The following is a 13,640-nucleotide window of genomic DNA, read 5'->3' on the forward strand; positions in this document are numbered from 1 at the left end:
CTTTTGTCCGATCGCGATTGCTCGCGGCCACCCCACGGAGATTTGACATGACGTCCAAACCAGAAAAAGTTCGCTGGGGCATTCTCGGGCCCGGCAACATCGCCAAGGCTTTTGCCGGGGGCGTCGCCCATTCGCGCACCGGCACATTGGTCGCCTTAGGGGCGCGCAATCCCGGCAAGGCGGGGCTCACCGAGGCTTTCCCCGGCGCTCGCATCCTGGACGGCTACGAGGCTTTGGTTGGCGATCCGGATGTCGACGCGATCTATATTTCGACGCCGCATCCGAGCCATGCCGAATGGGCGATAAAGGCGGCCGAGGCCGGAAAGCACGTGCTTTGCGAAAAGCCGCTTGGCCTGACCGCATTCGAAGCCGACGCCATGATCCATGCCGCGCGCAAGGCCGGCACCTTTCTCGGCGAAGCCTTCATGTACCGGCTGCATCCGCAGACGGCCAGGCTGGTCGAGCTGATCAGGGCCGGCGCGATCGGCGACATCAAGATGATCAAATCCAGCTTCGGCTTCGCCATGCCGGGCTTCATGCCGGAGCACCGTCTCTACGCCAAGGATCTCGCCGGCGGCGGCATTCTCGATGTCGGCGGCTATCCCGTCTCGATGGCGCGGCTGATTGCCGGCGCCGCGGCGGGAAAGCCCTTCGCCGAGCCGGACAAAGTCGTCGGCGCTGCGCATCTCGGCCAATCCGGCGTCGACGAATGGGCGTCGGCGCTGTTGCATTTTCCGGGCGGCATCGTCGCGGAAGTGTCCTGCAGCATCTCGCTCGCTCAGGACAATGTCTTGCGTATTCTCGGCAGCAAAGGCCGCATCGAGGTGGCGGATTTCTGGTATGCCGGCGGCCAGCAAGGCGGCACCGGCGAAATCCGCATCATCCGTCCGGGTGACACCGAGGTGGTCGAGGTCACGGAGGACGGCTGGCTGTACGCATTTGAGGTCGACGCCGCCGGCGAGGCCATTCTCGGCGGAAAGCAGGAGTTCGCCTGGCCCGGTATGGGCTGGGCCGACAGTCTCGGCAATCTGCGCGTGCTCGACAAATGGCGGGCCGCAATCGGGCTCGAATACGACATCGAGAAACCGGCAAAGCGCGTCAACACGATCTCCGGACGGAAGCTGCGCTCCGGCGGAACCGCCATCCCCAAGCGCAGCATTCCGGGCCTGCCGCGGCCGGCCTCGTGCCTGGCGCTCGGCTTCGAGGATTTCCGCACCTTTTCGTCGGGCGCCATTCTGCTCGATGCCTATTTCGAGGCCGGCGGCAATCTGTTCGACACCGCCTTCGTCTACGGTTCCGGCTATACCGAGACGCTGCTCGGCCAGTGGCTGAAGAACCGCGGCGTGCGCGAGCAGTCGGTGGTCATCGGCAAGGGCGCGCACTCGCCGCTCTGCTATCCCGACGTCATCGGCAAGCAGCTCACCCAGTCGCTCGAACGGCTGCAGACCGACCATATCGACGTCTATTTCATGCACCGCGACAATCCGGACGTGCCGGTCGACGAGTTCGTCGATGCGATGGATCGCGAGGTCAAGGCCGGCCGCATTCGCGGTCCGTTCGGCGGCTCGAACTGGACGATGGAACGCATGGACAAGGCGATTGCCTATGCCGAGCGCACCGGCAAGCAGAAGCCCGGCGCGCTTTCCAACAATTTCTCGCTGGCCGAAATGCTGGAGCCGATCTGGGCAGGCTGCGTCACCTCCTCCAGCGACGAATGGAAGGCCTGGCTCGCCGCCCGGCAGATGCCGAATTTCGCCTGGTCGAGCCAGGGCCGCGGCTTCTTCACCGACCGCGCCGGCCGCGACCGGCGCGACAATGAGGAGCTGGTCCGGGTCTGGTATTCGGAGAGGAATTTCGGCCGTCGCGACCGCGCCATCGAGCTCGCCAAACGGCTGGGCAAAAGCCCGATCCACGTCGCGCTCGCCTATGTCCTGGCGCAGCCGTTTCCGTCCATCCCGCTGATCGGGCCGCGCACGCTCGACGAATTGGAAGACAGCCTCCAGGCGCTCGACATTTCACTTTCGCCGGACGATCTTGCATGGCTGGATAGCGGTTCGGATCAGGCCCGCGCGCGGGCCTGACGGCAGCGGCAGTCGCTTCGGCCTACGCTGCGCCCTTAGCTTCCGGACTGTTTGCGCTGCCCTCACCCTCTCCCGCAAAGAACCGGGAAAGGGTAAGAATGAGGGCAGCGCAAAGGTCACTGGAAGTTAGGGAAGACAGATGCTCGACATCGCACCGACGAAACAGGCGGCCACCTGGCTCGATTCCTTTGCCCGGGCGCTCGAGGCCGGCGACGTCGAGGCCGCAACCAATTTGTTCGTCGAGGACTGCTACTGGCGCGATCTCTTGACCTTCACCTGGAACATCAAGACGATGGAGGGCCGCGCCGCGATCCGCGACATGCTGGCGGCGACGCTGGCAACAACCAGGCCTGCCCAGTGGCAGCTCAGCGGCGAAGCGACTTCGGACGAGGGCACGATCGAGGCCTGGTTTTCTTTCGAGACGTCATCGGCGTGGGGTCAAGGCGTCATGCGCCTCAGGGACGGCAAGTGCCGGACGCTGTTTACGGCGATGAGCGATCTCAAGGGGTTGGAGGAGCGCAAGGGCCCGGCGCGGGCGCTGGGCGTCCGCCACAAGGCGGATCCGGAACGCGAGACCTGGCTGGAGGCGAGGCGCCGCGAGGCGCGTGACCTCGGCGTTAGCCAACAGCCCTACTGCCTGGTTATCGGCGGCGGCCAGGGCGGCATCATGCTGGGCGCCCGGCTCCGGCAGCTCGGCGTGCCCACCATCATCATCGAGAAGAATGCACGGCCCGGCGATTCATGGCGCAATCGCTATCGCTCGCTCGTGCTGCACGACCCGGTCTGGTACGACCATCTGCCCTACATCCCGTTTCCCGAGAACTGGCCGGTGTTCACGCCCAAGGACAAGATGGGCGACTGGCTGGAGATGTATACGCGCGTCATGGAGCTCAACTACTGGACCTCCACGACATGCGTCAGCGCGTCCTATGACGACGCCGAAAAGGTCTGGACGGTCGAGCTCGACCGCGCCGGCGAGCGCATCACGCTGAAACCCAGGCACATCGTCTTTGCAACCGGTGCTTATGGCCCGCCCAGGCGCATCGACCTGCCGGGCGCCGAGGTCTTCGACGGCGAAATCCTGCATTCCAGCCAGTATTCCAGCGGCGAGAAATTCCGCGGCAAAAAGGTCGCCGTCATCGGCGCGGCAAGTTCCGGCCATGACGTCAGCGTCGACCTCTGGGAGAGCGGCGCTGAGGTGACCATGGTCCAGCGCTCGCCGACGACGGTGGTCAAGTCGGACACGCTGATGGAGATCGGTTTCGAGATCTTTTCGGAAAAGGCGCTGGCCCACGGCATCACCACCGAAAAAGCCGACATGATCGTCGCCTCGACGCCGTTCGCGCTGCTGCCGCAAGGCCAGCGGGCGCTTTACGACATCATCAAGGCGCGCGACGCGGCCTTCTACGATCGCTTGCGCGGCGCCGGCTTCGCGATCGATTTCGGCGACGACGAGACCGGGCTCCTGATGAAGGCCTACCGCACCGGCTCGGGCTTCTACATCGATGTCGGCGCTTGCGACCTGATCATCGACGGCGAGATCGGCATCCGCAGTGGCGTCGGGATCAAGTCGCTGACGCAGACAGGCATCCTCTTCGACGACGGCACCGAACTGGCGGCCGACGCAATCATCGCCTGCACCGGCTACCTCTCGATGAACGAAACCGTGGCGGCGATCGTCTCGCGCGAAGTCGCCGACAAGGTCGGCCCGTGCTGGGGGATTGGCTCGGGCGTGAAAGGCGACCCGGGTCCGTGGCAAGGCGAATTGCGCAACATGTGGAAGCCGACGGCACAGGAAGCGCTGTGGTTCCACGGCGGCAATCTGGCGCTGTCGCGCTTCTATTCGAAGTACGTCGCGCTGCAGATCAAGGCGCGCATGGAAGGCATTGCGACGCCGGTTTATGGGGCGCCGCGGTGAAGCTGTGATCTCCCCCCTTGAGGGGGAGATGGCCGGCAGGCCAGAGGGGGGCGCCGCGCGTCGAGCGCCAACCTCCATCCGTTGCAGGAAGACGAGCCCGGTCGAACCGACCCCCTCTGTCGCCTTCGGCGACATCTCCCCCTCAAGGGGGGAGATCACCCACGCCCGAAATGCCGGCTCGCCACCTCGACATGCGTGTCGTGCGCATGCGCTTCGAAACGCTCGGTTTCGCCGAGATCGTCCACCGCCTCGTTCGGCCACCAGCTGCCGCCGACCACGATTCCGTCCGAGACCAGCCTTTGCTCGGCGACCAGCGAGGCGCCGACCGAATCGACAAAGGTGAAGCGGCCCGGACGCAGCCGCAACACCGCGATGTCGCCGACCGCACCCACCGCAAGCCTGCCGAGATCGGGCCTGGCGATCGCTTCGGCAGGGCGCTGCGTGGCGGCGCGCAGCACCTCGACCAGCGGCATGCCGAGCGCCAGCAGCTTCGACATGCAGACCAGGATGTCGAAGGCCGGCCCGTCGACGCAGTAGAGATGCACGTCGCTGCTGATCACGTCCGGCGCCAGCCCCTCGCTGAGCATCGCTTTCGCCACTTCGAAATCGAACGAGCCCATGCCGTGGCCGATGTCGAAGATGACGCCGCGCTCGCGCGCCAGCCGCATATCTGGCCGCACCGCCCCCGAGGCAAAGACCGGCGCGTTGGGAAACGGCCGGAAGCAGTGGGTGAGGATGTCGCCCTTGCGCAGCCGCGGCAGCACTTCCGAGCGGCCCGGCGGCGGCTCGTCTATGTGCGCCATCAGCGGCAGGCCGGCTTTGTCGGCGGCTTCGAGCGCGAGATCGACCGGCGCGATGCCGCTGGTGCCGCCGGCATGGCGACCCGAGCGGACCTTGACGCCGACAACCACGTCCGCGTGCTCGCGAGCCGCCGCTACCGTCTCGCGCGGTTCGCAGAGCCGGAGGTCGCTGCACTCGCCGACCGCCACGGTCTGCGAGAAGCCGAATATGCCGGCAAAGGAAATGTTGACATAGGCCAGGATGCGGACTTTCGAGCGCTCGATGATGTGGCGGCGAAAGCCGAGGAAATTGCCGGCGCCGGCGCTTCCGGCATCGATGAAGGTGGTGGTGCCGCTCTTTGCGGCGAGCCGGTCGGCATCGACGCCGAGCGACGTGCCGCCCCAATAGACATGGCTGTGCAGGTCGATCAGGCCCGGCGCGACGATCGAGCCCGTGGCATCGATGACGCGGGCGGCACGTTCGAAAGGGATTTCGGTGTCGATCGCGGCGATACGGCCGTCGGCAATCGCCAGATCGCGCTGCGCGTCGAGGCCGGAGGCCGGATCGATGAGGCGGCCGCCTTTTATCAGGAGATCGAATTGCATCGCGCCTGTCTCCACTTTCCCGTCAGGCCGGCCTGTAGGCAACGGCCTCGACCTCGATCTTGATGTCGATCATCAGCCGCGACTCAACTGTCGTGCGCGCCGGCGGGTCTTTCGGGAAATGCCTGGCATAGACGGTGTTGAAGATGCCGAAATCGCGGGCGTCTTCGAGCCAGACCGTCGTCTTGACTACGTCGTCCAGGGTACAGCCGGCCAGCGCCAGTGCCGCCTTGACGTTCGACAGCACCTGCTCGGTCTGTTCGGCGATGCCGCCCTTGACCACCAGCCCGTCTGTGCCGACCGGCACCTGGCCTGAGACATAGACGAAATCGCCGGCCCTGACCGCCGGCGACAACGGCACATGGGATTTTCCAAAACACTGCTTGGGCAAGGAGGCCTCCTCTGGAAATCGTTGCGTGACCGCGCGACTTGTCAGCTTGGCGCGAGAGGACGCGGCCTCTCTGCGAGTCTCATCCAACATTTTCGAAGCCTATATCGCTTTGCCGCGAGAGCGCCAGAACGATCACTGCGCTCGGTGATCCTTCGCGCCAGCGTCTGGACCCGCGACACCAGCCCGCTCAGCGGTCGATCCGCGTCGACAGGATGATCGACGACGACGTGCGCTCGACTCCGTCCATGGCGCCGATCTGGTCGAGGAGCGTGTCGAGATCCCTGATCGACGGCGCTTCGACGATGACGATCATGTCGAAATTGCCGCTGACCGAGTGCAGCGTGCGAACCGGTGCCAGCGCCTGCAGGCTGCGCACCACCTTGTCGGCAAGCTTGGGGGTGACGGTGAGCAGGACATGCGCCCTGACCAGCCCCTGCTCGTAATCCGGCGACAGCCTGACCCCGTAGCCGGCGACGATGCCGCGCTGTTCCAGCCGCTCGATCCGGCTTTGCACCGTCGTTCGTGAGACGCCCAGCCGCCGCGCCAGTTCGGCGGTCGAGGCGCGCGCATTGGTGCGCAGCAGGGAAAGCAGAGCCTGGTCGGCATCGCTGAGCATTTCGACGAACCTTACCGGCATCTTGCCCAAAGAGAGGCTGCGTTTCGTACAATCTCACGCTTCCTTTCGACAGGCAAGCTGCGATTCTAACCGTGAATTTAGCATTGGTGCGAGGGACCGGTCATGAAGGAAATCATCGTCGTCGGCGCCGGCAAGATCGGCTCGACCATTGCCGAGATGCTGGCTTCCACGGGCAACTACCATGTCACGCTCATCGACCGCTCGGCGGCGCAGCTCGGCGCGGCCGAACTGCCGGCCGGCGTAGAGACGCTGGAACTCGACATCGAGGCCGCCGGCACCCTCGAAGCGGCCTTGGCCGGCAAATTCGCGGTGCTCAGCGCCGCGCCTTTCCATCTGACCACGCGCATCGCCGAGGCGGCGGCCAGCGCCGGCGTGCACTATCTCGATCTGACCGAGGACGTCGTCAGCACCAGGCGGGTCAAGGAACTGGCTCGTTCCGGCAGCAGCGCCTTCATTCCGCAATGCGGTCTGGCGCCGGGCTTCATCTCGATCGTTGCCAACGATCTCGCCAGCCGCTTCGACACGCTGGAAAGCGTGCGCATGCGGGTCGGCGCGCTGCCGCAGTACCCGTCGAATGCGCTGAACTACAATCTGACCTGGAGCACCGACGGCGTCATCAACGAATATTGCGAGCCTTGCGAGGCGATCGTCGAAGGCGAGCTGATCGAAGTGCCGCCGCTGGAGGAGCGTGAAGAATTCTCGCTCGACGGCGTCACCTATGAGGCGTTCAACACCTCGGGCGGGCTGGGCACGCTGGCGGAAACGCTGAAGGGCAGAGTGCGCACGCTGAACTACCGCACCATTCGCTATCCCGGCCACGCCGCGATCATGAAGGCGCTGCTCAACGACCTCGGCCTGCGGCACCGCCGCGACGTGCTGAAGGACATCTTTGAAAGCGCCCTGCCGGCGACGCTGCAGGACGTGGTCATCGTTTTCGTCACCGTCAGCGGCCGCAGGAACGGCCGTCTGCTGCAGGAAACCTACGCCAACAAGATCTACGCCAGGCGCGACGGCGAAACGGTGCGCAGCGCCATCCAGATCACCACCGCATCGGCGATCTGCGCGGTGCTCGACATGCTCGCCGACGGCACCTTGCCGGCAAGAGGTTTCATCAAGCAGGAGGACATCGCGCTCGACGCGTTCCTGGCCAACCGCTTCGGCCGCGCCTATGCGCAGCACGAAATGGTTAGCCGGCTTGCGGGGTGAGCTGCGTAATCTCCCCCCCTCGAGGGGGAGATGTCGCCGAAGGCGACAGAGGGGGTCGCCTCGCGTAGAGCGCCAACCTCCATCTGTCGCAAGGGAGGTCGCATCCAGTCGAACCGACCCCCTCTGGCCTGCCGGCCATCTCCCCCTCAAGGGGGGAGAGCGCGAGCCCTCAGACATGCACCGCCCGCCCCAGCGCCTTCAGCGCCGCTTCCTGAAAACCCTCGCCCTGTGTCGGATGGGCATGGATCGTCCCGGCGATATCCTCCAGCGTCGCGCCCATCTCCAGCGCCAGCCCAAAGGCCGTCGACAGTTCCGACACGCCCTGGCCGACGGCCTGGATGCCAAGCACCAGATGGTTGTCCGCCCGCGCCACTACCCGGACGAATCCGTCCTCGCCCAACTTCGTCATCGCCCGGCCATTGGCGGTGAAGGGAAACAGTCCGACCTTGATCTCGCCACGGGTCTTGGCCTCCTCCGGCGACAGGCCTGCGGTGACCAGCTCCGGATCGGTGAAACAGACAGCCGGGATCGCTCGTCTGTCCCAGCTGCGCTTGTGGCCGGCGACGATCTCGGCGACCATTTCGCCTTGCGCCATGGCCCGATGCGCCAGCATCGGCTCGCCAGTGACGTCGCCAATGGCAAAGATGCCGCGCATCGAGCTGCGGCACTGGTCGTCGATGCGGATGAAGGGTCCGGCCATGTCGAGGTCGATCTGCTCTAACCCCCAGCCTTCGGTCACCGGCTTGCGACCGACCGTGACCAGCATCTTGTCGGCAGCGATCTTGCCGTTCTTGCCGCCATTCGTCTCGACCAGCAGCGCGTCGCGCTTAGTGGACAGCCCCTTGGCCTTGGCGTTCACGAGCACCTCGATGTCGAGTTCGGCCAGCCGCTTCACCACCGGCCGGGTCAGTTCCGCATCATATTGCGCCAGCACGCGCGGCAACGCCTCGACCACGGTCACCTTGGCGCCCAGCTTGGCAAAGGCGATGCCGAGTTCCAGCCCGATATAGCCGCCGCCGACCACCGCCAGCCTCTCCGGAACTTCGCTCAGCGCCAGCGCCTCGGTCGACGAAATGACCGGACCGCCGAACGGCAGCGATGGCAGCTCGACCGGCGCCGAGCCGGTCGCTATCACCACCGTTTCGGCGCGGATCACCTGCATGCCGATCTCGGTCTCGACGGCAACGGTCTTGCCGTCGCGAAATGTCGCCCAGCCATGCACCGTCTTCACGCCAGCTTTCTTCAGCAGGCCGGCGACGCCGTTGTTCAGCCGGCTAACGATGCCGTCTTTCCAGGCAATGGTCGCCGCCAGATCAAGCGACGGTGCCGCGACCGTTATGCCGAGTGGACTTTTGCCGCCGGCCATGTGCGAGAGCTTTTCGAACTCTTCGGCTGCATGGATCAGCGCCTTTGACGGGATGCAGCCGACATTGAGGCAAGTGCCGCCCGGTCTGCCTGCCTCGACGATCACTGTGTCGATGCCCAGCTGCCCGGCGCGGATGGCACAGACATAGCCGCCCGGACCGGCGCCGATGACCAGCAGCTTGCAGGAGATTTCCTTCATCATTGCACCTTAGTTCGACGAGCCGGCGGGGCAACACCCCCTCTGTCCTGCCGGACATCTCCCCCTCGAGGGGGGAGATTGGCAGCTTTCGCGTTCGGCTTAGTCCTGCAAAGCTGGAGATTGGCGAAAGGCGGGATGACGGCCGATCTCCCCCCTTGAGGGAGATGCCCAGTAGGGCAGAGGGGGGCGCGAAGGATCGCTACTGCTCTCATCTCACGCCCCTGCGATCCTCTGTTCATCTCATCAGTCCACAAAAATCAGCGCCGGCGTCTCCAGCAGCGTCTTTATCCGCTGGATGAACACCGCCGCGTCCCAGCCGTCGATGACGCGGTGGTCGAAGCTGGAGGACAGGTTCATCATCTTGCGCGGGATGAACTGGCTGCCGTCCCATACCGGCCGCACCATCATCTTGTTGACGCCGACGATCGCCACTTCCGGATGATTGATCACCGGCGTCGTCGCGACGCCGCCCATGGCGCCCAGCGAAGTGATGGTAATGGTCGAGCCCGAGAGCTCGTCGCGCGTCGCCGTGCCGGATTTTGCCGCCTCGGCCAGCCTGACAACCTCGGCTGCACAGTCCCAGATGTCGCGCGCCTCGGCGTGCTTGACCACCGGCACCATCAGCCCGGAAGCCGTCTGCGCGGCGATGCCGATGTGGACGCCGCCATGCTGGTGGACGATGCCGGCTTCGTCGTCGAACAGTGCGTTGACATTGGGCTGGTCGGCGATTGCCTTGACCATCGCCCGCATCAAGAACGGCAGCAGCGTCAGCTTCGGCCTGTCCGCGCCCGGCCGCTTCTCCTTGTTGAGCGCGGCGCGCAAATCCTCGAGCGCGGTGACGTCGATCTCCTCGACATAGGTGATATGCGGGATGCGCGACTTGGCCAGCGTCATCTTCTCGGCGATCTTTCGCCTGAGCCCGACTATCTTGATGTCCTCGACCGTCTCGTTGCGGGCGAGGCCAGGGGCCTTCGCGAGCTGCGGTCCGCGTGCCAGGAAGGCGTCGATGTCCTCGTGCCGGATGCGGCCGGCTGGGCCGGTTCCCGGGACCTGCCGAAGGTCGATGCCGGCCTCTTTCGCCCTGAGGCGGACAGCCGGCGAGGCCAGTGGCTTTTCTCCCTCGGGGCGCGGCGCGCCGACCGGCGCTATACCCCCGAAAGCCGGCGCAGTACCCCCACCCCTAACCCCTCCCCCCAAGGGGGAGGGGGATTCGCCACCCGCCGCACTTAGTCCCTTATGTGTTGGTGTTTTTCCAGATGATCGTGGAGCGGTCTCGGGTTCGGCCTTGGAGGTTGCGGCACGTCCCCCTCCCCCTTGTGGGGAGGGGTTAGGGGTGGGGGTATTCTTGGCGCCCGCCTCAGTGGCCTGCGACGCAGCATCCCTGACATTACCCTCGCCCGCCACCTTCAACCTGACAATCGGCGAGCCGATCGCCACCGTGTCGCCGATCTCGGCGCCCAACCAGACGATTTCGCCATCGACGGGCGAAGGAATTTCGACCGTCGCCTTGTCGGTCATGACAGCGGCCAGCACGGCATCCTCGCGCACGAGATCGCCGACCTTGACCTGCCATTCGACGAGCTCGGCCTCGGCTACGCCTTCGCCGACATCGGGCAGCTTGATGACATATTCGCCCATCGTCCCCCCTCAGGCTTCCATCGTTTCGACCAGCGCGCGGCCTAGCCGGGCAGGACCGGGAAAATAGTCCCACTCCTGCGCATGCGGATAGGGCGTGTCCCAGCCGGTGACCCGCGCCACCGGCGCTTCCAGATGGTAGAAGCAGTTCTCCTGGACCAGGGCCGACAGCTCGGCGCCGAACCCCGATGTCAGCGTCGCCTCGTGCACGACCACGCAGCGCCCGGTCTTGTTGACCGAGGCGACGATCGTCTCGAGATCGAGCGGCAGCAGCGTTCTCAGATCGATGATCTCGGCATCGATGCCGGTCTCCTCGGCCGCCGCCTGGGCGACATAGACCATCGTGCCGTAGGCAAGCACGGTGACTGCCGCGCCCTGCCTGCGGATCACCGCCTTGCCGAGCGGCACCGTGTAATGGCCGTCGGCGACTTCGCCGAGCTCATGTTTCGACCATGGCGTTACCGGCCGCTCATGATGACCGTCGAAAGGCCCATTATAAAGCCGCTTCGGTTCCAGGAAGATCACCGGGTCCGGATCCTCTATCGACGCGATCAAAAGGCCCTTGGCGTCATGCGGGTTCGAGGGCACCACGACTTTCAGGCCGGAGACGTGGGTGAACAGCGCCTCCGGGCTCTGGCTGTGGGTCTGGCCGCCGAAAATGCCGCCGCCGGTCGGCATCCTGACCACGATCGGGCAGGTGAAATCGCCGTTCGACCGGTAGCGCAGCCGCGCCGCCTCCGAGACGATCTGGTCATAGGCCGGATAAACATAGTCGGCAAACTGCACCTCGACGCAAGGCTTCAGCCCGTAGGCGGCCATGCCGATGGCCGCGCCGACAATGCCGGATTCGCTGATCGGCGCATCGAAGCAGCGGCCCTTGCCGTATTTCGCCTGCAGGCCTTGCGTGCAGCGGAAGACGCCGCCGAAGAAGCCGACATCCTCGCCGAACACGATGACGCGCTCGTCGCGCGCCATCGACACGTCCATGGCGTCGCGGATCGCCTCGATCATGGTCCGCCGCGGCATGGTCAGACCCCTGCCTGTTGGCGCTGGCGCCTGAGATGCGGCGGCATCTCGGCATAGACGCCCTCGAACATGTCGCGCGCCGAGGGCTTGCCGCCGGCATGCAGCGTGCCATGGCGCTCGGCCTCCCGCTGCGCCGAAATCACCGTGTCGAGGATTTCCGCCTCGGCCTGGGCGTGGCGTTCGTCCGACCAGACGCCGCGCTGGATGAGATGGTTCTTCAGCCTGACGATCGGGTCGCCGAGCGGCCAGGCATCGGACTCGGCCTTCGGCCGGTAAGCCGACGGATCGTCGGAGCTCGAATGGGCGCCGACGCGGTAAGTGACGTATTCGACCAGCGTCGGCCCGAGATTGCTGCGCGCCCGTTCCGCCGCCCATTTGGCCACCGCATGGACGGCGAGATAGTCGTTGCCGTCGACGCGCAGCGACGGAATACCGAAGCCGAGCCCACGGGCGGCAAAAGTGCCGGAACCGCCGCGGGCGATGCCCTGGAAGGTCGAGATCGCCCACTGGTTGTTGACGACGTTGAGCACAACCGGCGCCTTGTAGGTCGAGGCGAACACCAGCGCCGAATGGAAGTCGGACTCGGCGGTCGAGCCGTCGCCGATCCAGGCGGCGGCGATCTTTGAATCGTTGCTGATTGCCGAGGCCATCGCCCAGCCGACCGCCTGGATGTACTGCGTCGCCAGATTGCCGGAGATCGAGAAGAAGCCGTGCTCCTTCGATGAATACATGATCGGCAATTGCCGCCCTTTCAGCGGATCGGCCTCGTTCGAATAGATCTGGTTCATCATCGTGACCATCGGGTAGCCGTCGGCGATGAGCAGGCCGGCCTGCCGATAGGTCGGAAAATTCATGTCGCCCCGCGACAGCGCCTTGCGGAAGGCGCAGCTCACTGCCTCTTCGCCGAGATGCTGCATGTAGAAAGAGGTCTTGCCCTGGCGCTGCGCCATCTGCATGCGCGCATCGAAGCTGCGCAGCGTCATCATATGGCGCAGCCCCTCCAGCAACTCGTCGTCCGAAAGCAGCCCTGCCCAAGGCCCGACCGCCTCGCCGGCGCGGTTGAGCACGCGAATGATCGAGAAGGCCAGATCGCGGATGTCGCGCGGGTCGACGTCGATCTTCGGGCGCGGCACCGAGCCAGCTTTTGGAATGCTCACATTGGAGAGATCCGGCGTCCCGCCCGGCCGCACTTCCGGTTCCGGAACATGGAAGCGCAGCATTCCGGCATCGGCCATGATCTCGGTCCTCCACTGTTGCCCGGCTAGGATATTTGCACACCGCCAGACCAGTGCCAATTCGTCGGGCGAGGCTTCGCTGCCGCTGGCTGCTGCCCGCGGCAGACAGGATGGAGATATGTCGGCGAAATTTCTTGTCGACCTTCCGCGCCGGCGCGCAATTTGGGAGATGATTGCGCCGGGTTTCCCGCCAGATAAGGCAATGCGTCGGGTTGGTCGGCGCGAGCACCTCCTTCTCCCCTTTGTTTGGACTGGGGACATCGCGAACAGATGTGCGAGGACATCGCGAACAGTTTTGCGCTTTTGCGCGAGGGGGTTCGGGATGCCATTCGAGGACAGAAGCGTGATAAAGCAGAAGCTGGAGTTTGTAAGGCTGGCGTCGGCGAAAGGAGCGAATGTAAGCGTGCTGTGCCAGCGCTTCGGTATCGGCCGGACCTGTGGCCACAAGCTGCTTTCGCGCTATCGGATCGAGGGGGAGGCTGGGCTGGTCGAACAGTCGCGGCGGCCACGATCGAGCCCGGCGCGCAGCGCGCCGGAGGTGGAAGCGGCGGCCCTTGCGGTGCGT

The 13,640-nt window shown here is 65.3% G+C and carries 11 protein-coding genes; 4 read left to right on the plus strand and 7 right to left on the minus strand.

The features are described 5' to 3' along the window. Positions 1-47 precede the first annotated feature (47 nt). Positions 48-2,081, plus strand: coding sequence for an aldo/keto reductase (locus tag NKI58_RS21650; RefSeq protein ID WP_352782675.1), 2,034 nt, complete (start codon positions 48-50; stop codon positions 2,079-2,081). 139 nt (positions 2,082-2,220) lie between these two features. Further along, entirely contained in the window at positions 2,221-3,999 is a 1,779-nt protein-coding gene (locus NKI58_RS21655; RefSeq protein ID WP_352782672.1) for an NAD(P)-binding domain-containing protein, read from the plus strand. A 155-nt stretch (positions 4,000-4,154) separates the two neighbouring features. Here NKI58_RS21655 and NKI58_RS21660 read toward each other — a convergent pair whose 3' ends face one another. The 3 genes from NKI58_RS21660 to NKI58_RS21670 form a co-directional block, all read right to left on the minus strand. Continuing rightward, a complete protein-coding gene (locus NKI58_RS21660; protein ID WP_352826763.1) occupies positions 4,155-5,384 on the minus strand; it encodes an amidohydrolase/deacetylase family metallohydrolase in 1,230 nt (409 codons plus the stop codon). Between the two features lie 22 nt (positions 5,385-5,406). Continuing rightward, positions 5,407-5,772: a RidA family protein gene (locus NKI58_RS21665; RefSeq protein ID WP_023675940.1), complete on the minus strand. Its 366-nt coding sequence runs from the start codon at positions 5,770-5,772 to the stop codon at positions 5,407-5,409. 187 nt (positions 5,773-5,959) lie between these two features. Next, the gene (locus NKI58_RS21670; RefSeq protein WP_352620919.1) at positions 5,960-6,388 is read right to left on the minus strand and encodes an Lrp/AsnC family transcriptional regulator; all 429 of its coding nucleotides are present in this window, start codon (positions 6,386-6,388) and stop codon (positions 5,960-5,962) included. A 123-nt stretch (positions 6,389-6,511) separates the two neighbouring features. Between NKI58_RS21670 and NKI58_RS21675 the strand changes: the two genes are divergently transcribed. Beyond that, on the plus strand, positions 6,512-7,615 hold the full coding sequence (locus NKI58_RS21675) for a saccharopine dehydrogenase family protein (RefSeq protein ID WP_352782666.1): 1,104 nt from the start codon (positions 6,512-6,514) through the stop codon (positions 7,613-7,615). Between the two features lie 169 nt (positions 7,616-7,784). On the opposite strand, the gene lpdA is transcribed toward NKI58_RS21675, so the two are convergent. The 4 genes from lpdA to NKI58_RS21695 all read right to left on the minus strand — a co-directional run bounded on the left by lpdA (position 7,785) and on the right by NKI58_RS21695 (position 13,075). Further along, the gene (lpdA, locus tag NKI58_RS21680) at positions 7,785-9,179 is read right to left on the minus strand and encodes a dihydrolipoyl dehydrogenase (protein ID WP_352620915.1); all 1,395 of its coding nucleotides are present in this window, start codon (positions 9,177-9,179) and stop codon (positions 7,785-7,787) included. 243 nt (positions 9,180-9,422) lie between these two features. Further along, on the minus strand, positions 9,423-10,817 hold the full coding sequence (locus tag NKI58_RS21685; protein WP_352620913.1) for a dihydrolipoamide acetyltransferase family protein: 1,395 nt from the start codon (positions 10,815-10,817) through the stop codon (positions 9,423-9,425). Positions 10,818-10,826: 9 nt separating this feature from the next. Next, entirely contained in the window at positions 10,827-11,840 is a 1,014-nt protein-coding gene (locus NKI58_RS21690) for an alpha-ketoacid dehydrogenase subunit beta (RefSeq protein WP_352620911.1), read from the minus strand. 2 nt (positions 11,841-11,842) lie between these two features. Continuing rightward, positions 11,843-13,075 (minus strand): thiamine pyrophosphate-dependent enzyme, encoded by a 1,233-nt coding sequence (locus NKI58_RS21695; protein ID WP_352782661.1) that lies wholly within the window; start codon positions 13,073-13,075, stop codon positions 11,843-11,845. A 343-nt stretch (positions 13,076-13,418) separates the two neighbouring features. On the opposite strand from NKI58_RS21695, the gene NKI58_RS21700 reads away from it, so the two are divergent. Continuing rightward, the coding region (locus NKI58_RS21700) for a helix-turn-helix domain-containing protein (RefSeq protein WP_352853742.1) at positions 13,419-13,640 on the plus strand (222 nt) is incomplete at its 3' end.

This window comes from Mesorhizobium sp. M0522, from assembly GCF_040321085.1.
Taxonomy (GTDB): Bacteria; Pseudomonadota; Alphaproteobacteria; order Rhizobiales; family Rhizobiaceae; genus Mesorhizobium.